Origin of the sequence: Bacillus sp. EKM420B, assembly GCF_011065565.1 — a bacterium.
In the GTDB taxonomy this organism is placed as follows: Bacteria; Bacillota; Bacilli; order Bacillales; family Bacillaceae; genus Bacillus; species Bacillus velezensis.
In genome coordinates, this window is the sequence record NZ_JAAMNX010000002.1 from 542,540 (window position 1) to 567,947 (window position 25,408).

Consider the following 25,408-nt stretch of genomic DNA (forward strand, 5'->3'; position numbering starts at 1 on the left):
GATTTTCAATGCCATCGACTTTTATGGGGCTCGAAACAGCAAGGCGTGCATTGAGTGCGCAGCAGACTGCATTGAGCACAGTTTCAAATAACGTTGCAAATGCAAATACAGAAGGATATACGAGGCAGCGCGTCACATTACAATCGACGAGTCCTTATCCCGCAGTATCAAAAAACAGTGATCTGACGGCCGGCCAAATCGGAACAGGAGTAAAAGCCGGTTCAGTTGAGCGCGTCAGAGACAGTTTTTTAGACTATCAGTACAGAACTGAAAATACAAAATTAGGGTACTATACAGCCCGTTCCAATTCATTGTCGCAAATGGAAGGCGTCATGAAAGAGCTTGACAATAACGGATTAAACGGATCGCTCAGTTCGTTTTGGAATGCCCTTCAGGATCTGGCGACGAATCCGGAAAATACGGGAGCGCGCTCAGTTTTGCAGGAGCAGGGGAAATCTCTTGCCGAAAGTTTTAACTATATATCTACCTCTTTGACTAACATTCAGGGTGATATTAAAAAGAACCTGGATAACACAGCGGATCAGGTCAATTCCATTCTCAATCAGCTGAATGACCTTAACAATCAAATAGCGGCAGTTGAGCCGAGCGGTATGCTCCCTAATGATTTGTATGACCAAAGAGACAGATTGATTGATCAATTATCTTCTATGGCAAATATAAAAGTTTCATATAATAAGTCGGGCGGACATGCCTTGGCGACTGCTGAGGGCACGGTTAACGTCGAATTGCTGAATGGAAACAACAATTCTCTCGGTACGCTGCTCGACGGTAACACAAAAACAGTTTCAGAAATGAAAATCAACTACGACAAGGACAGCGGACTCGTGTCGAGTGTGTCAGTCGGCAGCAGTACGGTCAATGCGGATGCATTTACCGGAAAAGGCTCACTTTTAGGTCTTATTGAATCATACGGCTATATGTCAAACGGAGAAGAAAAAGGTCTTTATCCTGAAATGCTGACGGCTCTTGACAATATGGCGCTATCCTTTGCTGACGCGTTTAATGCAGTTCATGAAAAAGGGAAGACCTACACAGGCGAACAGGGTGCAGCATTTTTTGATTTCAGCGGCGGTGAAGCGGTGCCGGCAAAAGGTGCGGCAGCGAAAATAAAAGTCAGTGACAAAATCCTTGCGTCTACTGATAATATCGCAGCGTCGTTAAACGGAGAAAAAAGTGACGGCACAAACGCGACAAACCTGGCAGCCGTACAGAACAGCAAGCTGACTATTAACGGTGAAACCACTACAATTAATGATTTTTATGAATCCCTTATCGGAAAGCTGGGCGTTAATTCACAAAAAGCGGCCAATCTTATGAACAACTCTGAAAGCAACACCCTTTCAGCCGATGAACGGAGACAATCAGTCAGTGCAGTGTCTTTAGATGAAGAAATGACAAATATGATTCAGTTTCAGCACGCTTATAATGCGGCTGCGCGGATCATAACGATGCAGGATGAAATATTCGATAAAATTATTAACGGTATGGGCACCGGAGGAAGATAGGAGATAAGTAAATGAGAGTAACTCAAGGGATGATCGCAAAAAATTCTCTTCGATTTATCGGCTCAAGTTATGACAAGCTCGATCGGCTTCAGCAGCAAGTGTCTACGGGGAAAAAAATCACGAAAGCTTCTGATGATCCGGTCGTCGCAATGAAGGGAATGCAGTACCGTACTCAGCTTGCGCAGGTAAACCAGTATCAGCGGAATGTTTCGCAAGGTTTTACATGGCTGGAAAACTCGGAATCAAGCGTAAACTCGGAAACGGATATTATGGGGAAAATCCGGGATTTGATGGTTCAGGCGAAAAGTGATTCGAACGGTGAAACAGAATTGAAAGCAATCGGTACAGAAATCGGCCAGCTGAAAAAGCAGCTCGTTTCTGTCGCGAATACTCAGGTAAACGGACGTTATCTGTTTAACGGAACAAATTCAGACGTCCCGCCGATCACTGAAAATGCCGACGGCACATATACGTACAACTATGAGAATTATACCGGTGCTTCGGATGTTAACATCAACATCTCAAACGGAGCAGTGCTGAAAGTGAATTCTGATCCAAACTCAGCTTTCGGTGGCGTCGCACAAAATGGAGATAATGTATTTGAATTTCTCAACTCCTTAGAAGCTTCTTTAAGCAAAGGCACGCTGTCCGAAGCAGATTCAAATCAAATTCTGTCAGATATCGACGGTTTTACTGACAAAATGAATGCTGAAAAATCCAATATCGGGGCACGCACAAACCGGTTGGAACTCATTCAGACAAGATTGGAATCACAAGCGGCAACCGCTGAAAAAGTATTGTCGGATAATGAGGATGTAGAAATGGAAGATGTAATTGTTGATTATTTATCTCAACAGACGGTTCATAGAGCAGCGCTGTCAGTGAATGCGAATATCATTCAGCCGTCACTGATCGACTTCCTGAAATAATATAACTATCGTCTTCAATATATAAAAAAAGCGACTCACAACAGGGAGATCGCTTTTTTTACTAAAATACTATAAACAGGAGGGATCTCTGTGCAGATGCCGAGATTGATTATTGACAGTGTGCCTGCTAAAATCGGTATAACCTTTCAAAAGGAAGAAATCGAGATGGAACAGCCGCCCGCTGACCTGGAAATCGAGCAGCCGCCGGCAGAGCTGAACATTGAAAGCACGCCGGCCAAACTGACGATTGACCAGACGAGGGCGTGGGAGAACTTGAATCTCAAATCATTTGAAAAGCTGAACGCTGAAGCCGCTCAAAAAGGTGCGGAAGCCTGCAGCGAGTTTATCGCAAAAACAGTCAGGGAAGGGAAGGAAATGGCGGCTATCGAAAAGAAAACGGGCAATGTGATGGCCCGGCAGGCAGCAGATGTCAGTCCGCCCGATCCATTCGGCGAATTCAGCGACTTTCTGCCTGCGCAGTTTCTCGTCGACATTGACTGCATTCCTTCAAAGCTTACGATTGATATTGAAGCCCGCAAACCTTCAATTGAAGCAGCCGTCAATAAACCTGTATGGAATTATACGCCGGGGAAAGTTCAGATTGATATGATGCAAGACCCTAAGGTGACGATTTCGGTTGATGATGGCAACGCAGAATAAAAGATGAAAGTGGTAAAGGATTGTGAAGCATGATAATTAAAACAAAATATCACGGAGAAATCAGAATAGATGAAGGGCAGATTATCTCATTTGAAAACGGCCTGCCGGGATTTAATGAAGAGACTCAATTTGTTGTTCTTCCTTTGTCGGAAGATTCACCGTTTTTGGCGCTGCAGTCTGTGAAACAGGAGCACATCGCCTTTATTGTCGCCAGTCCGTTTATTTTCTTTAAAGGGTACGAATTTGACATTGACCAAGCGACGCTTGAGCTTTTGCACATTGAAGATATAGAGGACGTCGAAGTGATGGCGATTTTAACACTGGAAGAGCCTTTTGAAAACACGACCGCCAATTTAAAAGCGCCGATTATCGTCAATAAAAAGGAAATGAAGGCGAAACAAATCATTTTACATGATGCTTCCTATGAAACAAAACATCTGATAGGAGGAGGATCATGCTAGTTCTCTCAAGAAAAGTGAATGAGTCCATTCAGATCGGGCCGGATATTGAAATAAAGGTGATCGCTATCGAAGGAGAACAAGTGAAGCTGGGAATTGAAGCGCCTCAGCACGTAGATATTCACCGGAAAGAAATCTACTTGTCGATCCTGGAAGAGAACAACAGAGCCGTATCTTTTAATACTGATTTATTACTTAACTTATCCTCACAAAAAAAGTGAGGATTTTTTTATTTTCAATATAAACAATAGAAGCGGCCATCCGATATATATATTGTAGCCAATGAGAGGAAAAATTTTCTTCAGAAATGACGCTGCGCAAATGCACAAGGACGTGCGAAAAACAATTCAGGGAGGAAATACAAAATGAGAATCAACCACAATATCGCGGCTCTTAACACTAGCCGTCAGCTGAATGCAGGTTCAAACTCTGCTGCAAAAAACATGGAAAAATTATCTTCAGGTCTTCGCATCAACCGCGCTGGTGATGACGCTGCGGGTCTTGCGATCTCTGAAAAAATGCGTTCTCAAATCCGCGGTTTAGACATGGCGTCTAAAAACGCTCAAGACGGAATCTCTCTTATCCAAACATCTGAGGGTGCATTGAACGAAACTCACAGCATTCTTCAGCGTATGAGCGAGCTTGCTACACAAGCGGCGAACGATACAAACACTGATTCTGACCGTTCTGAGCTTCAAAAAGAGATGGACCAATTAGCGTCTGAAGTAACAAGAATCTCTACTGACACTGAGTTCAACACGAAGAAACTTCTTGACGGAACTGCGCAAAACCTGACGTTCCAAATCGGAGCTAACGAAGGCCAAACAATGAGCCTGTCTATCAATAAAATGGACTCTGAAAGCCTGAAAGTTGGTACGACTTATACTGTATCTGGAGATCAAAATACACTTACAGCAACTGACGGAAGCACTGCTACTTGGGCGGATGCAGACGATGCTACAAACAAACCGGCTGGTTATTACGATGCTGGCGGTAAAGTTATTGCATCTGAAAAATTAGCTGCAGATTCTAAAGTAACAAAAGGTATCGACATCTCTTCTTCAGCTAAAGCTGCGTCTTCAGCTCTTACAACAATCAAAACAGCTATCGACACAGTTTCAAGCGAGCGCGCTAAACTTGGTGCGGTTCAAAACCGTTTAGAGCACACAATCAACAACCTTGGTACTTCTTCTGAGAACCTGACTTCTGCTGAATCACGTATCCGTGACGTAGACATGGCTTCTGAGATGATGGAGTACACGAAAAACAACATCCTTACTCAGGCTTCTCAAGCTATGCTTGCGCAAGCTAACCAACAGCCTCAGCAAGTTCTTCAATTGCTTAAAGGTTAATGACGGAAAGATCCTGGTTCTCCAGGGTCTTTTTTTATTTCCTCAGCTATTTCCCCCTTCATCATGCCGAAGAACCCTATTGACAAAATGAAACATTATATTTTGCAGTTAAATTATTGAAAACCTTTTAATATGACCGATATAAGAATAAGATCATACATTTATGGAGCTGTGATATGATAAACAGTCGGAAACTCACTGTTGTCATAGAGCCGTCTACGACTAAACGCCGAAAAGGAGAGGGTACATATGGTCACAAGAATCACAGGCCTTAATTCCGGTCTTGATGTAGATTCTCTGGTGAAAAAAATGATGGATGCCGAAAAGCAGCCGCTTAATAAATTAAACCAGCAAAAGCAGACGCTTGAATGGAAGCGCGATGCTTATCGGGAAATGAATACCCAGATTGCCGACATGTATTCTACTACATTTAATAATATGCTGATGTCCACAAACTGGAATAAAAAAACAGTAACAAGTTCGGATTCCAGTGTCAGCGCGGTGGCCGTCAGTGCTGAGCAGAATATTTCAACGAGCATGTCTGTACAGCAGCTGGCTACGCCGACGACATATAAATCATCGGGCGCTATCAATTTCACTTCGGGTCAAAGCCAAACATTGAAATTCAATGTCACAAATCCGGGTGAAACGAAGCCGACTGAGGTAAACGTCACGATCGCCGCAACCGATACGATTGATGATGTGGTCACCAAACTGAACAGCTCGGGTCTCGGAGTGACGGCTTTAAAAGAGAAAATCTCTAACGGCTCGGATTATGTGGACACGATTGCGTTCACTTCCAATAAAACGGGGGAAGGGTTTACCCTTTCAGCAGGTGATGACGCGACCAAAAGCTTTCTGAAAGATCAGCTCGGTTTTGCCGTTGATGATGCAACAAATGAACTGACGGCCAATGCCGAAGGGAAAAACGCGAAGTTTACGTTCAACGGGCTTGAAATGACAAAAACGTTAAATAACTTTACGATCAACGGCATCAAATACACGCTGAACAGCGTGACGGACAGCAATAAAACGGTTACGATTAACAGCACGACTGATACGGACGGCATTTTTAACAACATTAAAGATTTCGTTGATAAATACAATACGTTAATTAAAAGCGCAAACGAGAAGGTGACAGAATCAAAATACCGCGATTATAAGCCGCTAACCGATGAACAAAGAGAAGCAATGACCGATAAGCAGATTGAGCAGTGGGAGGCAAAAGCCAAAAGCGGTTTATTACGGAGCGACAGCACGCTGCAGAACGGTTTGGCGGAGATGCGGCTTGATCTGTACTCAACGGTTACGATTGACGGGAAAAAATATCAGCTTGCCGATTTCGGAATTGAGACGTCTGATAGTTATACGGATCAAGGAAAGCTTGTCATTAAAGACGAAGCGAAACTGAAACAGAAAATTACCGAGAATCCTGCTCTCGTGGCTAAACTGTTTAATGCAGACAGCCCTGATACAGCGAAAACCAAAAACCCGGAGGAACAGGGGATTGCCCGGAGATTAAAAGACACATTAAATAAAATGCAGATTCAAATTTCAAAACAGGCGGGTACGGAAAGCTCGGTATCAACCAGCTTTGCCATTGGAAAAAGCCTGGATGAAATAGAAACAAATATTTCCAATATGAAAACGAAGCTGGATGACATCGAGACGAGATATTATAAAAAGTTCAGCGCACTGGATACGGCATTGGAGAAATTGAACAGCCAATCTTCATATCTCACGTCAATGTTAGGATCTTCAACATCATAACCTTGGAGGTTTTATAAAAATGGCAATAAATAATCCTTTTGCTGCTTATCAGCAGACATCCGTCTTTACAGCCGCTCCGGAAGAGCTGACCCTTATGCTTTATAACGGCTGCCTGCGATTCATTAAGCTGGCAAGGCAGGCGATGAAGCAAAACAACCTTGAAGCCAAAAATGAAAATATCGTAAAGGCGCAAAACATCATTCAAGAGCTCAGCATCACGTTAAACCGGGAGATTGAGATTTCTGAGCAGATGTCATCAATCTATGATTACATCCGCCGCCGGCTGATCGATGCGAACGTGCAGAATAACGGAGAGTTTTTAGATGAAGCGGAAAAGCTCGTTACTGAATTTCGCGACACGTGGAAGCAGGCCATGCAGAGTGAACGGAAAAACAGCCATGGCGCGGGCGGCCTTGCCTGATGAACAGCAATGTCTTTTCTTTGTATAACGAAACGAAGAACATGTACGCTGCGCTGAAGGACGCCCCGGAAAGCGACGGTCTCATCAGCAGCGTTACGGCATTTACGGAGAAAAGGGAGGAGATGCTTGCGGGCATAAAGCCGCCTTTTTCCGAAGAAGAAAAAACGCTGCTTCAGCAGGTGGCCGCGATGGACCGTCTGATTACCGGCGAAGTGAAACGGATTCAGGATGGCATCCGAAATGAAATAAAAACGCTTAAGAAAAAACGAATCTACCATAATACGTATTTCAATCCGTATCAGCAAACGACAAGTGACGGCCGTTATTACGACAAACGCAAATAGGTGAGTGTTTTGAGAAGTTTGAACGATTACCATTTGGTGTCAGCCTATTACCAGCTTCTTTTTACGATTGATGAGGGGCTTTGCTACCTGTTGGACACGCAGGATGATTTTTTTAAGACGGAGGGCGAGCGGATTTACAACGATTTGATTCAGGCTTTTTTTCATCTCGATTCCTCTCATGCACTTCTGCTGTCTATCATTGAGTGCCGATGCGTGGAGACGGCGATCCGCTCATTTGACGAGATCTTTCAGGATTTCAGCATGTTAAATGATTATGATTTCCCGTCCGCCCCTTTTCAGGAGTTTTTAAAAACCATCTTTCTGCCGCATTATAAGCTATGGATGGAGCAGACGCACGACTGCATCAAACCGTATGTTCTTCACTAGACCTGCTGCAAGCGGCAGGTCTTTTGCCTGCGTCCTTTGCATATACTTATAATCCTGCCGGAAGCTGCCGGATAAAACCGACACCATTCGTCATCGTTCACCGAATTTACACATTATTTTAACGTTTCAGCAGGGATCAGAAGGGGTAAAAGAGAAATAGTTACATATCCTTAGATAAAGGGAGGCGTTCTTTGATGAACTACAATATCAGAGGAGAAAACATTGAGGTTACACCTGCGTTAAAGGATCATGTGGAGAGAAAAATCGGCAAGCTGGAACGATATTTTGAGCAGAGCGTCAATGCCGATGTGAACGTCAACTTAAAATTCTATAACGATAAGGAATCCAAAGTTGAAGTCACCATTCCGATGACTGATCTGGCGCTTCGTTCTGAAGTGCATAACGAGGATATGTACAATGCAATTGATCTCGCAACAAACAAGCTGGAACGTCAAATCCGAAAGCATAAAACAAAAGTCAACCGAAAATTCCGCGAGCAGGGTCTTCCGAAACATTATTTCGAGAACGGCAGCGCTGCTGATACGGGCGTAGCGGTTCAGGACGAAATTGAAGATGACAGCCCGGAAATTGTCCGTCAAAAGCGTTTTAATTTAAAACCGATGGATAATGAAGAAGCGATTCTCCAAATGAATATGCTCGGACATAATTTCTTCGTATTCACCAACGCGGAGACGAATCTCACAAATGTCGTTTATCGCAGAAATGACGGCAAATACGGATTAATTGAACCGACTGAATAAACCCATCCAGCCTTCCGTGAACGCGCGGAAGGTTTTTCTCTATCTTTATCTGCAAATTCTTTGGAAATAGCAAAAGGTATGTTATGATAATGAGAGGTATACATGGACAGAAAATTATCATTTATTCCATGCAAAATCTGCATGTGAACATAGAGGAGCGTTATAGATGCTTGGGATTTTAAATAAAATGTTTGATCCGACCAAACGTGCGCTGAACAAATACGAAAAAATAGCAAATGACATTGATGCCGTAAGAGGAGATTATGAAAATCTTTCTGACGAGGCGCTTAAAAATAAAACGGCAGAATTTAAAGAGCGGCTTGAAAAAGGAGAAACGACGGATGACCTTCTTGTCGAAGCGTTTGCCGTCGTTCGTGAAGCTTCCCGCCGCGTAACCGGCATGTTCCCGTTTAAAGTGCAGCTCATGGGGGGCATCGCCCTTCATGAGGGGAACATTTCCGAAATGAAAACAGGGGAAGGGAAAACGCTGACGTCTACGCTTCCCGTGTATTTAAATGCGTTGACGGGAAAAGGCGTTCACGTCGTAACGGTCAACGAATATCTGGCGAGCCGTGATGCCCAGCAAATGGGAGAAATCTTTGCGTTTCTCGGGCTTACAGTCGGCCTGAACCTGAATTCGATGTCAAAAGACGAAAAACGCGAAGCTTACGCAGCCGATATCACGTATTCAACGAACAATGAACTCGGCTTTGATTATTTGCGTGACAACATGGTGCTCTATAAAGAACAAATGGTGCAGCGTCCGCTTCATTTTGCCGTTATTGATGAAGTCGATTCAATTTTAGTCGATGAAGCGAGAACGCCATTGATTATTTCCGGACAAGCTCAGAAGTCCACAAAACTGTACGTGCAGGCAAATGCGTTTGTCCGCACGCTCAAGAAAGATCAGGATTATACGTATGACGTCAAAACGAAAGGCGTTCAGCTGACGGAAGAAGGAATGACGAAGGCTGAAAAAACGTTCGGCATCGACAACCTGTTTGATGTCAAAAACGTGGCCTTGAACCACCATATCAACCAGGCTTTAAAAGCCCATGCGGCAATGCAGAAAGACGTGGATTATGTTGTTGAGGACGGCCAGGTCGTCATCGTTGATTCCTTCACCGGCCGTCTGATGAAAGGACGCCGCTACAGCGAAGGTCTTCACCAGGCAATTGAGGCGAAAGAAGGCCTGGAGATTCAAAATGAAAGCATGACATTGGCGACGATTACGTTCCAAAACTATTTCCGTATGTACGAAAAGCTGGCCGGTATGACCGGTACCGCAAAAACGGAAGAGGAAGAATTCCGCAATATTTATAACATGCAGGTTGTATCCATCCCGACCAACCAGCCGGTCATCCGTGACGACCGTCCGGACTTGATCTACCGCTCAATGGAAGGGAAATTCAAGGCGGTGGCGGAGGATGTCGCCCAGCGCTATATGACCGGACAGCCGGTTCTTGTCGGTACGGTTGCCGTTGAAACGTCTGAATTGATTTCTAAACTTCTGAAAAACAAAGGGATTCCGCATCAGGTGCTGAATGCCAAAAACCATGAGCGTGAAGCTCAGATTATTGAAGAAGCGGGACAAAAAGGCGCTGTCACGATTGCGACCAACATGGCGGGACGCGGAACCGACATTAAACTCGGGGAAGGCGTAAAAGAGCTTGGCGGCCTTGCAGTCGTCGGTACGGAACGCCACGAATCCCGCCGGATTGATAATCAGCTCCGCGGACGTTCAGGACGTCAGGGAGACCCGGGCATCACACAATTTTATCTTTCAATGGAAGATGAATTGATGCGCCGTTTCGGAGCTGAACGGACGATGGCGATGCTTGACCGGTTCGGTATGGATGACTCCACGCCGATTCAGAGCAAAATGGTGTCACGCGCCGTGGAATCATCTCAAAAACGTGTCGAAGGAAACAACTTCGATTCACGTAAGCAGCTTCTTCAATATGACGACGTGCTCCGTCAGCAGCGCGAAGTCATTTACAAGCAGCGTTTTGAAGTCATTGACTCTGAAAACCTGCGCGACATTGTGGAAGGCATGATCAAGTCTTCTCTGGAGCGTGCGATTGCCGCTTATACGCCGAAAGAGGAGCTTCCGGAAGAATGGAATCTTGACGGCCTCGTGGAGCTGGTGAATTCAACGTATCTTGATGAAGGCGCGCTTGAAAAGAGCGATATCTTCGGAAAAGAACCGGATGAAATGCATGAGATGATCATGGACCGCATCATGACGAAATATAATGAAAAAGAAGAGAATTTCGGTACAGAGCAGATGCGTGAATTTGAAAAAGTCATCGTATTGCGTGCCGTTGATTCAAAATGGATGGATCATATTGATGCGATGGATCAGCTGCGTCAAGGGATTCACCTTCGCGCTTATGCGCAGACAAATCCGCTGCGTGAATATCAAATGGAAGGCTTCGCAATGTTTGAGCACATGATTGAGTCCATTGAGGACGAAGTTGCGAAATTCGTCATGAAGGCCGAGATTGAAAGCAATCTGGAACGCGAAGAAGTTGTTCAGGGCCAAACGACGGCTCATCAGCCGCAGGACGGCGATGAGGCCAAACAAGCGAAAAAAGCGCCGGTCCGCAAAGTTGTGGATATCGGACGCAACGCGCCTTGCCATTGCGGAAGCGGAAAAAAATATAAAAATTGCTGCGGCCGGACAGAATAGTCTCGACTGTATGAAGCGAACATGACCGGGTCTGCGTCTTATGGCGCCCCGGATCTTTTAATGAGGTGAATGGAATGGAATTATCAGAAATCAGGGCAGAGCTCGAAAATATGGCTTCTCGTTTAGCGGACTTCAGGGGGTCTCTTTGACCTCGAATCAAAGGAAGCCCGCATTGCAGAATTAGATGAAAAGATGGCGGAACCGGAATTCTGGAATGACCAGCAGAAGGCCCAAACCGTCATTAACGAAGCGAACGGTCTGAAGGAATACGTGAACTCCTATCATCAGCTGAGCGAGTCTCACGAAGAGCTGCAAATGACACATGATCTTTTAAAAGAAGAACCTGACCAGGACCTTCAGCAAGAGCTTGAAAAAGAGCTGAAGTCATTAACGAAGGAATTGAATGAATTTGAGCTTCAGCTGCTGCTCAGTGAACCATATGACAAAAATAACGCGATTTTAGAACTTCATCCGGGGGCCGGCGGTACGGAATCCCAGGACTGGGGTTCCATGCTGCTCAGAATGTATACCCGCTGGGCGGAAAGACGCGGTTTCAAAGTTGAAACGCTAGATTATCTCCCGGGAGATGAAGCAGGAATTAAGTCAGTCACACTGCTTATTAAAGGCCACAATGCATACGGCTATTTAAAAGCGGAAAAAGGCGTACACCGCCTCGTGCGGATTTCTCCATTTGATTCATCAGGCCGCCGCCACACGTCATTTGTGTCATGTGAAGTCATGCCTGAATTCAATGAAGAAATCGACATTGATATTCGGACCGAAGATATTAAAGTTGATACGTACCGTGCGAGCGGTGCCGGGGGACAGCACGTCAATACGACTGATTCAGCCGTTCGGATCACCCACCTGCCGACAAATGTAGTCGTCACGTGCCAGACGGAACGTTCACAAATCAAAAACCGCGACCGGGCGATGAAAATGCTCAAAGCGAAGCTGTATCAGCGCAGAATTGAAGAACAGCAGGCGGAGCTTGACGAAATCCGCGGTGAACAGAAAGAAATCGGCTGGGGCAGCCAAATCCGCTCGTACGTCTTCCATCCGTACTCCATGGTGAAAGATCACCGGACCAATACGGAAATGGGGAACGTGCAGGCGGTTATGGACGGAGATATTGATATCTTCATTGACGCCTATTTACGTTCTAAACTGTCGTAATCCGGGAACACACCTGCCTTTGGCAAGGTGTGTTTTTTTATCCGTTCTCTTTTTCCATTTTTCACAACAGCGCTTTAGCAAATTAATACGGTATTTGGCTGTTATTTACTTCTAAGCCGGGAAGACTTAAAATGCTATCGAGAGAAAATCGGAGAACGGAGGATTTTGCATGGATGTGAATCACAATAAGCCGCTCCGTCTGATCAAAGATTATATATACATCATGATCGGCGCGGCGATTACGGGGGTCGTGTTTAACGTATTTTTGCTGCCGAACCGTATAGCAGCGGGGGGAGTAAGCGGGATCAGTACCATTTTAGAAACGTTTGGTTTTGAACCGGCTTACGTGCAGTGGATTATTAACATCCCTTTGTTTATCGCCGGAGTGATTATTCTCGGCGGGAAGTTCGGAATGAAGACACTGGTCGGTTCCATCGTTCTGCCGCTCGCTGTCTATTTAACAAGAGATCTGCCTGCCGCGACGACCCATGAACTGCTGGCGGCGATTTTCGGAGGCGTCGGGATCGGAACGGGAATCGGTATCGTGTATCTCGGCAAAGGCTCCACGGGGGGAACGGCTCTGGCGGGGCAGATCATTCACAAATACACGGGACTGTCGCTGGGAACGTGCCTTGCCATCATGGACGGATTAATTGTGCTGAGCGCGATGCTCGTTTTCGGAGTGGAGCAGGGACTGTATGCGATGCTCGGGGTATTTATTTCAAGCAAAACGATTGATGTCGTGCAGGTCGGGTTCAACCGCTCCAAAATGGCTTTAATCATTACGCAGCATGAAGAAGCCGTCAGGTCGGCTGTGTTTAAAGAAATCGACAGGGGTGTGACGAAGATTTCCGCAGTCGGCGGGTATACGGAACATGACCGGCCGATCTTAATGTGTGTCGTCGGCCAGACCGAATTCACAAAACTGAAACAAATCGTCAAACAAATTGATGAGTCAGCCTTTGTCATTGTCGCAGACGCAAGCGAGGTGCTCGGCGAGGGTTTCAAACGCGCGTAAACGGGGTTATAATAGCGAAGGGGTGCATCTTACATATGAAATCAAAATGGGCGCTGCTGGCGCTGGTTCTGACCATGTCCGTCCTGCTGGCGGCATGCGGCGGTTCCAATGAATCGAAAAAAGAAAGCTCTGACAGCTCAGGCGGGTCAAAAGCATCTGCGTCAGCAGGAGAAGAGCTTTATCAGCAAAGCTGTATCGGCTGTCACGGTAAAGACTTAGAAGGCGGCGGAGGTCCGAATTTACAGGAAGTCGGCGGGAAGTATGATGAAGCTAAAATTGAAAGCATCATTAAAAACGGACGCGGCAATATGCCGAGCCATCTTGTAAATGATGAGGAAGCCGCGAAGATCGCAAAATGGCTGTCACAGAAAAAATAACAGAAAAACCTTGCCTGTTATAGGGGCAAGGTTTTTTCTCGGTCTGGGAATGAAAAGAAACTGTAATAGTAATATGTCTAAATTTGACGTATAATGAAGTGTACTGAGGAAAAGGAACTTTCAGATTTTTCATCTGTTTCCTGACGAATCGGCCATAAACCGCTGTACGTTTGCGAACTCTATGGCTGCAAGACATAAATAAAAGATTAGGTGATTTCATGATAGAGATGAAAGAAGTATATAAATCCTATCCGAACGGTGTAAAAGCGATTAACGGGCTGTCAGTCATGATTCATCCCGGAGAATTTGTATATGTCGTAGGACCGAGCGGAGCCGGTAAATCTACTTTTATTAAAATGATTTACAGAGAAGAAAAACCGACAAAAGGGCAAATATTGATTAACCATAAAGATCTCGCGGCTGTGAAAGAAAAAGAGATTCCTTTCGTGCGGCGTAAAATAGGTGTTGTTTTCCAAGATTTCAAACTCCTTCCGAAATTGACGGTATTTGAAAACGTAGCGTTTGCGCTTGAGGTTATCGGAGAGCAGCAGTCAGTCATTAAAAAACGCGTGCTCGAAGTGCTCGATCTTGTGCAGCTGAAGCATAAAGCGCGGCAGTTTCCCGACCAGCTTTCCGGAGGAGAACAGCAGCGTGTTTCCATCGCAAGATCCATCGTCAACAATCCTGACGTCGTGATAGCTGACGAACCGACGGGCAACCTTGATCCGGTAACATCATGGGAAGTGATGAAGACACTGGAAGAGATTAATAACCGCGGAACGACCGTCGTGATGGCGACACACAATAAAGAAATAGTAAACACCATGAAGAAACGGGTCATCGCGATCGAAGACGGAATTATTGTGCGTGATGAGTCAAGAGGGGAGTATGGTTCTTATGATTAAAATTCTCGGGCGCCATTTGCGTGAGAGTTTTAAATCTCTCGGAAGAAACACGTGGATGACATTTGCATCCATCAGTGCCGTTACCGTTACATTGATTTTGGTCGGCGTGTTTTTAGTCATTATGCTGAATTTAAACAACATGGCTAAAAATGCTGAAAAAGAAGTGGAAATTAAAGTATTAATCGATCTGACGTCAAATAAGAAAACGCAGGATACGCTGCAGAATGAGATTAAAGACATCTCGGGTATCCAAAGCGTAGAGTTTTCATCTAAAGATAAAGAGCTTGATCAATTGGTCAAAAGCTTCGGCGACAGCGGAAAGGCCATGAAAATGCAAGATCAGGAAAACCCGCTGAACAACGCGTTTATCGTCAAAACGACAGATCCGCATGATACGCCGAAAGTCGCGAAAAAAATTGAGAAGCTTGATCATGTGTATAAAGTGACATACGGGAAAGAAGAAGTCAGCCGTCTGTTTAAGATCGTCGGGGTGTCACGCAACATCGGGATTGCGTTAATCATCGGCCTTCTGTTCACGGCGATGTTCTTAATTTCGAATACGATTAAAATCACGATTTTCGCCAGAAGAAAAGAGATTGAAATCATGAAGCTTGTCGGCGCGACAAACTGGTTTATCCGCTGGCCGTTCTTCCTGGAAGGACTGCTGCTGGGGGTATTCGGTTCTGTCATACCGATCGCTCTCGTGCTGAGTACGTACCAGTCGATGGTCGCTTGGGTGGCCCCGAAAGTTCAGGGATCATTTGTTTCACTTCTGCCGTACAGTCCGTTTGTGTTCCAAGTATCACTTGTGCTCATTCTGATCGGCGCGGTAATCGGGGTATGGGGAAGTCTGACTTCCATCCGGAAATTCCTTCGTGTATAAATACAAAAGCCAGTCTGATATAGACTGGCTTTTTTTAATGGTTTCGTTACTGAATGACGGGCAGGGCCGGTGATCCGGGCTTTAATGTAAAGTCATAAGACGATTCGTCACGGTACATCGGATCCGCATAAATGGAATCCGAATCGTTTGCCGTTCCTTTTCGGTACGCTGTGAATGAATCATATTCTCTGTTTTTCCAATTCCAGATGCCGTCTTTTCCCTCTTCTTTGTGATAAACGTTATGATTAACGGTATTGTCTTCGTTTTTCGTAAAATCATTTGCGATAAAAATCCGTGAATCGCTTGCCGTCATGATGTTTTTTTCGATCGTGTTCCCTTTTGTGCCGTACTGCAGGAGCAGCTGGCCGCCGTCAAGGTCCTTCGTGTCATTTCGGTACATGATGTTGTGAGCGATCACCGAATTGATGGTGCCGCCGCGTTTCGTGTCATAGCCTCCGATTGAAATACCGGTATAAGCATTGCCGTACACCTTGTTATCCGTGATCCGGATATCTCGTGCGTATTTCCCTTTATGCTCAGAGGTGGCTTCAATCCCAAGGTCATTGTTGTAAACGGTGTTTTTCTTAATGTCCACATGTTCTGCGCCGTCAACGTAAATACCGCCCGCTGAATATTCATCTCCGTAAGCGGGATTTCCGTAAGAAGAGTTATGGCTCACCGTATTGTTTTCAATGATGCCGTTTCGCGCATAGTCGTTTTGCTTGGATGTTCCTTCGTATCCGATCACGTCAATCCCGATATTGTTATTGTCCCGGATGGTATTGCCGGCAATCTTAAATCCGTCAACATTTCCGTTCAGCACGACCGCTTCGCTTGCGCCGAGCGTCAGTTTTTCAACCGTATTATTTGTGATGCTGACATCCTTCATGGCGCCTGTGCCGTAAAATGCGATGCCGTGTGCGTTTCCTTCATCAGCCGTGGTTTTAATGTTCCGGATATGGTTGCCGTCAATGTTGATATGACTGCTTGATCCGGTGACGCAGATCCCCATGGCCGTCGCATCTTCTGATGATACGGAGAGATTCTCAAGCGTAATGCCGTGAATGGTAATGTACTGTTTATTGTGGATTTGAATTAACGGAGTTTCAGAATCGCTTTTTGGCGCAGATTTGCCGCTGATGGCGACATGCTCATTCTGATAGTTCCGAAATGTAATCGGCTTTTCGGCCGTGCCGCTGTGCTTTACTTCAAACGTTTCATCATATGTCCCTTCCCGAATCAATACGGTTGTTCCGGCCTCTGCCTTTTCAGCCGCATGTTTTAATGTGCGGAACGGCTTTTCTTTCGTTCCTTCATTTTGGTCGCTGCCTGCGGGAGAAACATACAAGGCGTCCGTCTGCGCTTTCTCATTGGCCTCTGTTTTTGGCCAGACAAAGGCGGTAATGCCTGCGGCCAGAACTGCCGCGGATAAAATCGATAATTTTATTTTCATATCGCATTCTCCTGTATATATAATGAATTGCATACAAAATATTATACGTTACCCATATATATGAAACAATCTCGCATTTTCATTTTTTTGTTGCCGTTACATGAATTCTTTGCAATTTACACATACTATCTCCAGGTTTTCGTAAAAGGACTAAGAGGAGGTAAACGATGAAGCAGAAAATGATCGCAGTGATAGCTGCCGTCAGCATCATGTGCGGCGGAGCCCATATTGCCGGGGCGGCACAGCCGAATTCATCAGACGCAGAAAGAAGCCGGGCAATGGAAAAAATCGAAAAAGCATATGAGCTGATCTCGAACGAATACGTGGAAAATGTAGATAAAGAAAAGCTTCTTGAAGGAGCGATTCAGGGGATGCTGTCTACATTAAACGACCCTTATTCCGTTTATATGGACAAGCAGACCGCCAAGCAGTTTTCCGATTCTCTTGATTCTTCTTTCGAAGGGATCGGCGCTGAAGTCGGTATGAAAGACAATAAAATCATTATCGTATCACCGTTTAAGCAATCTCCGGCGGAAAAAGCGGGCCTCAAGCCGAATGATGAAATCATCAGTATAAACGGCGTGTCAATGAACGGGAAAGATTTAAACGAAGCCGTGCTGAAAATCAGAGGAAAAAAAGGATCGAAGGTTTCTATTAAAATACAGCGTCCGGGTACTGAAAAACAGCTGTCATTCCGGATTAAAAGAGCGGAAATCCCGCTTGAAACCGTATTTGCTTCCCGCAAAGAATCAGGCGGTCATCATGTCGGCTACATCGGCATATCGACATTTTCCGAGCATACCGCCGAGGACTTCGCCGCGGCGCTGAAAAAGCTTGAAAAACAAGGGATTGACGGTCTCGTCCTTGATGTAAGGGGGAATCCCGGCGGCTACCTTCAAAGCGTCGAACAAATTTTAAAGCATTTCATCACAAAAGACATGCCGTATATCCAAATTGCGGAGCGTAACGGCGATAAAAAACAATATTTCTCAACCTTAAAACATAAGAAGCCGTATCCCGTCAATATTATAACAGATAAAGGAAGCGCCTCCGCTTCAGAAATTCTTGCGGGCGCGTTAAAAGAAGCGGGACATTATGACGTTGTCGGTGACACTTCTTTCGGTAAAGGAACGGTTCAGCAGGCCGTGCCTATGGGAGACGGGAGCAACATTAAATTGACGCTTTACAAATGGCTGACACCGAAAGGCAATTGGATTCACAAAAAAGGCATTGCTCCGACAATCGCCGTGAGCCAGCCGGATTATTTTGCGGCGGGACCGCTTCAGCTGAAACAGCCGCTTCAGCCTGATATGAACAGCGCGGATGTCAAGCACGCCCAAATCCTGCTGAAAGGCCTAGGCTTCGACCCGGGCAGAGCGGACGGCTATTTCAGCAAAACAATGAAAAAAGCCGTTCTGGCGTTTCAAGACCGGTACAAGCTTGATAAAACAGCGGTCATTGATAAAAAGACAGCGGAAAAAATGAATCAGCTGATGAATGAGAAGAAATCTGACGAAAAAAATGATTTGCAGCTGCAAATGGCGTTAAAATCATTATTTGTAAAATAAATGAAAAGGAGGCGTTTTTTGCGTCTCCTGTTTCTTTTGTCATTCGTAAAAAATGAACCAAAAGGCATATAATTATGACGGTTTTGACAAGATATTAAAAAAATTTTCACATTTAAACATTTATAAAGGACAAACATTACCCGATATTTATAGAGAAGAGAGACTTTATGCCGAGTTAATATGTATTCAAAATGAAACTTTTGAAAGTTGCCTCAGTCAGTTTTAGTTCTTACAATAAAAGAAGGTTCTAATAGAGAACAGTTTTAGTTTGGCAGCTGCATTTCAGTATCGAAAGCAGAAGTGTTTGCGGCGCTTCAGCACGGCAGCTGTAATCACCCGTGCTTATCTGGATAAAAAAATGGGGGTTCACAATTGAAGAGGGCAAGTATTGTGCGTGAAAAAAAATATTATGAATTAGTGGAACAACTAAAAGACAGAACAAAAGACGTCACATTTTCATCAACAAAAGCACTAAGTCTTCTTATGCTGTTCAGCAGATACCTGGTCAATTACACAAATGTTGAATGCGTTCACGAAATCAATGAAGAGTGTGCGAAGCATTATTTCACTTACTTAATGAAAAACCATAAACGTTTAGGAATCAATCTGACGGATATTAAACGGTCCATGCTTCTGATCAGCGGCGTGATCGAGGTGGAGGTTGACCACTATCTGAAAGATTTCTCTCTCTCAAATGTAACGCTGTGGATGACGGAAGAGAGATAGACGTTTGAGATATTCAAGCCAATGATTATTTGGTAGAATAGAATTAAAATGTTTGGCTTGAGGCGGTGAAAGCAGTGTCTGTTCAATGGGGAATTGAACTTCTGAAAAGTATCGGTCTGTTTTTTTTGCACCCGATGTTCTGGTTTTTTATCATCATAAGTCTCGCATGCGGATATTTGCGGATCAAACGTGAACGCCATACGTTTCATACAAAAATCGCGGATATGTATGACGAGCTTATCTTTACATACATAAAAGGACTTATACCGGGTATTCTTCTCTCCATATTATTTTTTGGACTGGGAATTTCGATTCCATTCGGTCTTCTCGGCATAATCGCGGCCGTGACGGCTTTGGCTTCACTGACGTTCCGTATGAATTGGCTGTCATCAGCTTATATTGTCAGCGCCGGCATGTTCATTGCGTTTCTCCTTCAGTATACCCACACAGTGCCGTTTGCGGATCGGTTTCCGCAGGCATTCGGCGTGAATTGGGCGTCGGCGGCCGTGTTTATGGGCCTTTTGATTATCACGGAGGGAGCGGCTGCCTGCCGTTCAGCGCATCTGAAAACATCTCCGGCGCTTGTCGTCAGCAGCAGAGGCCTGCCCATCGGCCGACAATTGGCGAATCGCGCATGGCTGCTTCCGCTTTTCTTATTGGTGCCGGGCAGCGGGCTTGAGTCACATCTTTCTTGGTGGCCTGTCTTTACCGTGCCGGGCGGCTCTTTCCATTTGATCTGGATTCCTTATATCGCCGGCTTCGGACAGCGTGTGCAGGGGTCACTTCCGGAAGTCAGCATAAGGATAACGGCGAAACGTGTCATGATTCTCGGGGTTATCGTGACCGCATTCGGGGCAGCTGCCCTTTGGTGGACTCCGCTTGCCGGAGCTACCGCTTGTATTGCGGTGCTCGGACGCCTGTTTTTATCATTGAGACAGCGGCTGAACGATAACGCGGCTCCGTTTTATTTCTCTAAGCGGGATCAGGGCTTAATGGTGCTCGGCATCATTCCGAATACACCCGCGGACGATCTTGAGCTGAAGATCGGTGAGATTATTACGAAAGTAAACGGCATCCCCGTGAAGCATGTATCGGATTTTTATGAAGCACTTCAAAAAAACCGCGCATTTGTAAAAATGGAGATTATCGGCCTGAATGGTGAAATCCGGTTTGATCAGCGCGCGTCCTATGAAGGCGAACATCATGAATTAGGTATTTTATTCGTGCAGGATGAACACGAGCACGAAGAAATGACAGCATTATAATGTGATTTTTCATAATTATTCGGAATAGTTTCAAGAACTCCTAAACTAGATTTCAAAATAAAACAGCTAAGAAAATTATATTTTCTTAGCTGTTTTATTTTGAAAATAATAAAAAAATAAATGAAGGAGAGGTATGACTTATTGGAAAGGTTATTGCTAACTCCAAAACCTTTAGAAGATGAATCTTTAGCAGGATATATATTAAGAATAACTGATTATAATGGTTATGTTGGATAGGGGGAGTACATTATAAAAAAGCTTTTACTTAAGAGATTGCCGTTGATCTCACTTGGAGTTATAGCTTATATACTGACAAAACACGCGCAGAACCATCAGGATTGGGCGGAAAAATACAGTAGGTCTGTATATCCGTTATTGTCAAAAACAGTAGGACTTGTACCTTCTTGGGTCACATTTTCTGTTAGTGAATGGCTCGTCGTGTTGGTTGTGTTACTATTTCTATTTTATATCGTTTATTATGTGCGCAAGGTCATCATGAGTAAAGGTGCACGTAGGATGGTAGTTTATCGTGGTGCTCTAGGAATCGTTACGATCTGTAGCGTGATATATTTTTGTTATACTATTTTGGGTGGAATAAACTATCACAGATATTCTTTTTTGTCTCATACCGAATATAAAGAAGAGAACTACAGCAAGGAAGAACTGGTTAAATTGAGTAAGTCACTTGCCGTTGAAATGGAATTGGCAAGGGAAAAGTTAGCGGATACTGATCTTTTGGCTCATGTACCAGAGGTTTTTGATTATTATGCACAACACGCAGTGTTCTCGATGCAAATGTTATCAAAGAAATATCCTGTTTTGGAGCATTCATATTCAACACCAAAACCAGTGGTGATGTCAAAACTAATGTCGCATGCAGGGATACATGGTATTTTTGTCCCTTTTACTTATGAATCCAATATCAATGTTAATGTGCCAGTTTTTTTGGTGCCTGCTACTATGGCACATGAATTGGCACATCAGAGTGGTTTCATGCATGAGGATGAGGCAAATTTTATAGCATATCTGGCATGTAAGCAGCAGGATGATCCAATGATACTTTACAGTGGTTTTTTTCTAGCATTTGATTATTCTATATCTGAGCTAAAGAAAGTGGATCCAGATCAGGCGTCTGATATAATGTCCAGTCTGTCCAAGGCGGTGCAGCATGATATAGAACAAAATGAGCAGTACCGGGATAAGTATGAGGGTGTTATTTCAAGTATTTCAAGAAATGTAAATGATGTATATCTGAAGGCAAATAATCAGACAGACGGTTTGAATAGCTATAGTGATATGGTGAATTTGTTGCTGGCAGAGCAGCGAGAGATAGAGAAGTACAATTAAATGTATCTTGAATACTTATAGGTTTATATAGTAATGATAGTGGGCTCAAGTTGAACATAGGAGTGAGTGAAATAAATAAAATAAAAGTATTTCCTATTCCATATGCTGGAGCGTCGGTAAATGCATATTATGAATGGAAAAAACTACTGCCGGATAGATATGAATTGTGTATATGTGAATTGGCTGGAAGAGGAACTCGATTCACAGAGCCTTGTTACCAGTCTGTTGGTGAAGCAAGTGAAGATATCGCCAAAAGAATAAGTGAACAATTAGAATATGACGATGAATATGTTATATTTGGACACAGCATGGGAGCCTTATTGACTTATGAGATATATTATAAACTTAAGCAAATGGGAACTAAGGAACCAAGGAATCTGTTTTTTTCTGGGCGAGATGCTCCACATATTTTTGAAAAGAGAGAAGACATTGAAAATATGACTAATGAAACTTTCTTGACAAAGGTGGAACAATATGGGGGAATACCAGAGGAGTTTTATACAAAAGAGATTATGGATATGTTTCTTCCGATTTTGCGAGCAGATTTTATAATTTTGGACAATTATAAGTTTCAGCCCAAAGCAGAAAAAATAAGTTGTGGAGTAAGCGTTTTTTATGCGGATAGCGATTTTTCGACTCATATCAATGAAATGCATAAATGGAGTGAAGTTGTTGAAGGAAACGTGAAATTTCATAAGTTTAAAGGAGAACATTTTTTTTTGAATCGGTATCCTAATGATATTGTAAATACTATTGTTAAAGATACAGAGACTTATTCTTGTTCATGAGAGATTCCTCGTTTCGTCAATGTTGGTGTGGTAACTTACATTGTACAAGAGGAATCCCTCTTTTGCATTCATTTTTTTGGTAGAATTTGGATAATCGACAGACGTGTTATTATATAAATCTAAAAAGATTTTGGTTTAGACTTTCTTGTCCCAATCAAGTTCCAAAAATAAAAATTTAGACTTTCTTTTCTTTGTACAGTTTGAATGTGTTTTGAAATATTATATTTAAAATAAATTTTATCAGTCTGAGAATCCTTCAATGATTGTTACTTAATTTTGCTTAATTATAAAAGTAATATTCAATAATTGTTTTAGGTAGGTTTTAGTAAGGAGAATTATGAAAAAAATTAAGAAAAAACATTGGAAATAATAAGCTTTCAGTTTTATTAATTATGAAAAATCACATATAAAAAGCCTGGTGCCGCTAACAACACGGCGGCCGGGCTTTTTTTACGGCCGGATTACGGCGCAAGCGGCCGAACTTGATCTGAGCTCTTAGCGATTTACATTTCCCTTTTCTCTTTTAAATAAAAAGATTCTCATAGAGCAAACGGCGTTGCGATACTCTATGCAGCGGGGGAGTGCGGTGACACTTTGAGAGAGAAAATGAAGAAGGAAAACTAGAAAAGGTTCCGGAAAGCAGATGCTTACGGAACCTTTTTCGTTATGCCGAATGGCTTTTTTTTGTCTGAACGGTTTCCCCGGACTTAATTCCAAGCGATACGAACAAGCCGATCACAGAAACTCCGATCAATATGATAAACAGAATATGAAACCCGGAGATTAAACCGATCAGTGCTGAAGAAATAATGCTTCCGAAATAACGGAAGGTGGAAAAAATCCCGGATGCGATACCGGACATGCCCGGTTCTACCGTCGCAAGAGAAGACACCTGCATGCTCGTCAGCCCCGCACCGGACGCGATGCCCCCTACAATAAGCGATGCCATAAGAAACGGAACGGAATGGGAATAAACCAAAAGCAGAAATAAGAGATTGGCTACAGCCATCAGCCCGAAGGACAGAAAAATCATTCTTCGCGCGCCCCATTTCTGATGCAGCTGAGCTCCGCCCCAGTTGCTGGCGGACATGAAAACAGAAAAGACTGACAGCGCCATGCCGCTGTGCGACGTATTCATGCTGAAGTGGCCGGTCATAAAGAGCGGCATAATCAATAACACGGCGTACATCATTAAATTGCTTAACAGGACCGACAGATTGGCGCTCGTAAAGGTCGTGTTTTTAAACAGGTCAAAATCAATAATCGGATGTTTCGTGCGCAGCTCCCGCCTGAAAAATAGCGGAACAAATATGAGAATGAGCAGCGCGTACACCCAATAGCCCAAAGAGCTTTCATTTTTCGTCAGAAGAATTATAGATACAATGCTTCCGGCAAGCAAAACGGACCCGATGATATCAAGCGGAGCGTCAGACGTTTCTTCTTTATATTTAGGAAACATTACTAATGCCGTCACGAGTGCGATCGCAAGAAACGGAATGTTGACCCAAAAGATCGAATGCCAGCTGAAGCTCTCAATTAAAAGAGAGCCGATAAACGGACCGAGAGCCGCGCCCAGCCCGGCGCCGAGGCCGAAAAAGCCGAATACTTTCGGAAGCCGTTTTTCAGACACGACATGGCGGATGATGGCGATGCTGTTTGGCGTAAGCAAAGCGCCGCCGGCAGCCTGAAGCGCCCGGAAGAAAATCAATAAGAAAAGACTTGGCGAGAGGGCGCACCCCAATGATGCGATGAGAAAAAGGCCGACGCCCCATAAATACATTTTTTTGTTTCCGTACATATCACCGAGTTTGCCGGCAATGGGCTGTGTCACGGCCATCACGATTAAATACACGGTCACTACCCATGTGATGCTGGCAATTGATTCGCTGAATGAGCGGGAAATGGACGAAAGAGCGACTGCGATCATCGTAGAATTGATGGGAACGAGTATGGCTCCCAGCAAAAGCGAAACGATCAGCGCCCATTCTTTCTTTGAACCCATCCTTCATCCTCCTTGGAGCCGGAAAATGACCGGCCGGTAATGCCTTTCATGAAAATCTCAGTGCTGTGTTTCAGCATCGTTTCCTCAGAGAGAGTAATGACTCTTTTCCCCAGCTGCAGCCGGTGTATAAAATAACCGAAAATCATCGTCATAAAGACGTCTGCATTAGCTTCTTCGCTGCCGGGGCTTATTATATTTTTCTTTGTCAGCTCCTTAAAGTAAACGATTAAATGCTTTTTCACGGATTGAGGATATACGACAATATCCTGCAGGACGTCTTCGAATAGTTCCGGTTCGCGCAGGCAGATGCGGAACACTTCTTTTTTTTGTTCCAATTGCTGCAGAAGGGTCGCGGCGAAATGAAGAAGATCCTCATACAGATCGCCTTCCGCCTTGGTGATCATGCTTTCCGGAACCGGCGCCTGCTGTTCAATCATGGCTTTCATTAATCCTTGCTTGTTTTTAAAATTACGGAAAATCGTTGCTTCGCTTACTTTTGCTTTTTCTGCGATTTCCTTTGTTGTCGCTGCGCGGTATCCTTTTTGGATGATCAGATTCATCGCGGCGTCAATAATTCTCTTGTTCGTCGTTCTCAACATG

General features: G+C 44.2%; 25 protein-coding genes. 22 read left to right on the plus strand and 3 right to left on the minus strand.

What is annotated here, in order from left to right; all coding sequences use genetic code 11:
- Window positions 1-8: 8 nt before the first annotated feature.
- From flgK to ftsX, 17 genes are all read left to right on the plus strand, one after another.
- Window positions 9-1,526 carry a flagellar hook-associated protein FlgK gene (gene flgK, locus G9F48_RS07730; protein WP_015387629.1) on the plus strand — a complete coding sequence of 506 codons (1,518 nt, stop codon included), beginning with the start codon at window positions 9-11 and terminating at the stop codon, window positions 1,524-1,526.
- 11 nt (window positions 1,527-1,537) lie between these two features.
- Window positions 1,538-2,455, plus strand: coding sequence for a flagellar hook-associated protein FlgL (gene flgL, locus G9F48_RS07735; protein WP_003151396.1), 918 nt, complete (start codon window positions 1,538-1,540; stop codon window positions 2,453-2,455).
- A gap of 90 nt (window positions 2,456-2,545) precedes the next feature.
- Complete coding sequence (locus G9F48_RS07740) at window positions 2,546-3,115, plus strand: DUF6470 family protein (protein ID WP_003151397.1); 570 nt, start codon at window positions 2,546-2,548, stop codon at window positions 3,113-3,115.
- Window positions 3,116-3,144: 29 nt separating this feature from the next.
- The gene (gene fliW, locus G9F48_RS07745) at window positions 3,145-3,576 is read left to right on the plus strand and encodes a flagellar assembly protein FliW (protein WP_060657507.1); all 432 of its coding nucleotides are present in this window, start codon (window positions 3,145-3,147) and stop codon (window positions 3,574-3,576) included.
- A complete protein-coding gene (gene csrA / locus G9F48_RS07750; protein ID WP_003151402.1) occupies window positions 3,570-3,794 on the plus strand; it encodes a carbon storage regulator CsrA in 225 nt (74 codons plus the stop codon). Before fliW ends, csrA begins: the two co-directional genes overlap by 7 nt.
- Window positions 3,795-3,938: 144 nt before the next feature.
- Window positions 3,939-4,925 carry a flagellin N-terminal helical domain-containing protein gene (locus G9F48_RS07755; protein ID WP_007407474.1) on the plus strand — a complete coding sequence of 329 codons (987 nt, stop codon included), beginning with the start codon at window positions 3,939-3,941 and terminating at the stop codon, window positions 4,923-4,925.
- Window positions 4,926-5,174: 249 nt separating this feature from the next.
- Complete coding sequence (locus tag G9F48_RS07760) at window positions 5,175-6,695, plus strand: flagellar hook-associated protein 2 (RefSeq protein ID WP_165409308.1); 1,521 nt, start codon at window positions 5,175-5,177, stop codon at window positions 6,693-6,695.
- A gap of 19 nt (window positions 6,696-6,714) precedes the next feature.
- On the plus strand, window positions 6,715-7,116 hold the full coding sequence (fliS, locus tag G9F48_RS07765; RefSeq protein ID WP_003151407.1) for a flagellar export chaperone FliS: 402 nt from the start codon (window positions 6,715-6,717) through the stop codon (window positions 7,114-7,116).
- A complete protein-coding gene (gene fliT / locus G9F48_RS07770) occupies window positions 7,116-7,460 on the plus strand; it encodes a flagella biosynthesis regulatory protein FliT (protein WP_003151410.1) in 345 nt (114 codons plus the stop codon). The genes fliS and fliT overlap by 1 nt, the downstream gene beginning before the upstream one ends.
- 9 nt (window positions 7,461-7,469) lie before the next feature.
- Window positions 7,470-7,847 (plus strand): hypothetical protein, encoded by a 378-nt coding sequence (locus G9F48_RS07775; RefSeq protein ID WP_003151412.1) that lies wholly within the window; start codon window positions 7,470-7,472, stop codon window positions 7,845-7,847.
- A 194-nt stretch (window positions 7,848-8,041) separates the two neighbouring features.
- Entirely contained in the window at window positions 8,042-8,608 is a 567-nt protein-coding gene (gene hpf / locus G9F48_RS07780) for a ribosome hibernation-promoting factor, HPF/YfiA family (RefSeq protein ID WP_003151413.1), read from the plus strand.
- A gap of 166 nt (window positions 8,609-8,774) precedes the next feature.
- Window positions 8,775-11,300 (plus strand): preprotein translocase subunit SecA, encoded by a 2,526-nt coding sequence (secA, locus tag G9F48_RS07785; RefSeq protein ID WP_003151414.1) that lies wholly within the window; start codon window positions 8,775-8,777, stop codon window positions 11,298-11,300.
- Window positions 11,301-11,374: 74 nt separating this feature from the next.
- A protein-coding gene (gene prfB, locus G9F48_RS07790; protein WP_096034905.1) for a peptide chain release factor 2 occupies window positions 11,375-12,476 on the plus strand; the annotation gives its coding sequence in 2 pieces (ribosomal slippage) (window positions 11,375-11,446 and window positions 11,448-12,476; 1,101 coding nt in all).
- A 169-nt stretch (window positions 12,477-12,645) separates the two neighbouring features.
- Window positions 12,646-13,494: a YitT family protein gene (locus G9F48_RS07795; RefSeq protein WP_007614078.1), complete on the plus strand. Its 849-nt coding sequence runs from the start codon at window positions 12,646-12,648 to the stop codon at window positions 13,492-13,494.
- 35 nt (window positions 13,495-13,529) lie between these two features.
- Window positions 13,530-13,871: a cytochrome c551 gene (gene cccB, locus G9F48_RS07800; RefSeq protein WP_003151417.1), complete on the plus strand. Its 342-nt coding sequence runs from the start codon at window positions 13,530-13,532 to the stop codon at window positions 13,869-13,871.
- 218 nt (window positions 13,872-14,089) lie between these two features.
- On the plus strand, window positions 14,090-14,776 hold the full coding sequence (gene ftsE / locus G9F48_RS07805; protein WP_003151418.1) for a cell division ATP-binding protein FtsE: 687 nt from the start codon (window positions 14,090-14,092) through the stop codon (window positions 14,774-14,776).
- Window positions 14,769-15,659 carry a permease-like cell division protein FtsX gene (ftsX, locus tag G9F48_RS07810; protein ID WP_013353766.1) on the plus strand — a complete coding sequence of 297 codons (891 nt, stop codon included), beginning with the start codon at window positions 14,769-14,771 and terminating at the stop codon, window positions 15,657-15,659. Before ftsE ends, ftsX begins: the two co-directional genes overlap by 8 nt.
- 46 nt (window positions 15,660-15,705) lie before the next feature.
- Here the strand turns inward: ftsX and G9F48_RS07815 are convergent, their stop codons facing one another.
- Window positions 15,706-17,112, minus strand: coding sequence for a right-handed parallel beta-helix repeat-containing protein (locus G9F48_RS07815; RefSeq protein WP_165409309.1), 1,407 nt, complete (start codon window positions 17,110-17,112; stop codon window positions 15,706-15,708).
- A gap of 209 nt (window positions 17,113-17,321) precedes the next feature.
- Here G9F48_RS07815 and ctpB point away from each other — a divergent pair, with 209 nt between their 5' ends.
- The 5 genes from ctpB (at window position 17,322) to G9F48_RS07840 (ending at window position 22,806) form a co-directional block, all read left to right on the plus strand.
- Complete coding sequence (gene ctpB / locus G9F48_RS07820) at window positions 17,322-18,680, plus strand: carboxy-terminal processing protease CtpB (RefSeq protein ID WP_446697967.1); 1,359 nt, start codon at window positions 17,322-17,324, stop codon at window positions 18,678-18,680.
- A 372-nt stretch (window positions 18,681-19,052) separates the two neighbouring features.
- The gene (swrA, locus tag G9F48_RS07825) at window positions 19,053-19,406 is read left to right on the plus strand and encodes a swarming motility protein SwrAA (RefSeq protein WP_014305920.1); all 354 of its coding nucleotides are present in this window, start codon (window positions 19,053-19,055) and stop codon (window positions 19,404-19,406) included.
- A gap of 74 nt (window positions 19,407-19,480) precedes the next feature.
- Window positions 19,481-20,671 carry a S1C family serine protease gene (locus G9F48_RS07830; RefSeq protein WP_165409311.1) on the plus strand — a complete coding sequence of 397 codons (1,191 nt, stop codon included), beginning with the start codon at window positions 19,481-19,483 and terminating at the stop codon, window positions 20,669-20,671.
- A 279-nt stretch (window positions 20,672-20,950) separates the two neighbouring features.
- Entirely contained in the window at window positions 20,951-22,018 is a 1,068-nt protein-coding gene (locus G9F48_RS07835) for a DUF3810 domain-containing protein (RefSeq protein WP_165409312.1), read from the plus strand.
- A 50-nt stretch (window positions 22,019-22,068) separates the two neighbouring features.
- Window positions 22,069-22,806, plus strand: coding sequence for a thioesterase II family protein (locus G9F48_RS07840; protein WP_165409313.1), 738 nt, complete (start codon window positions 22,069-22,071; stop codon window positions 22,804-22,806).
- A gap of 664 nt (window positions 22,807-23,470) precedes the next feature.
- Here the strand turns inward: G9F48_RS07840 and G9F48_RS07845 are convergent.
- Both G9F48_RS07845 and G9F48_RS07850 read right to left on the minus strand, forming a co-directional pair.
- Window positions 23,471-24,808, minus strand: a complete 1,338-nt coding sequence (locus tag G9F48_RS07845; RefSeq protein ID WP_022553858.1) for an MFS transporter — start codon at window positions 24,806-24,808, stop codon at window positions 23,471-23,473.
- Window positions 24,781-25,404, minus strand: coding sequence for a TetR/AcrR family transcriptional regulator (locus G9F48_RS07850; RefSeq protein ID WP_172615166.1), 624 nt, complete (start codon window positions 25,402-25,404; stop codon window positions 24,781-24,783). The genes G9F48_RS07845 and G9F48_RS07850 overlap by 28 nt, the downstream gene beginning before the upstream one ends.
- Between the last annotated feature and the right edge of the window lie 4 nt (window positions 25,405-25,408).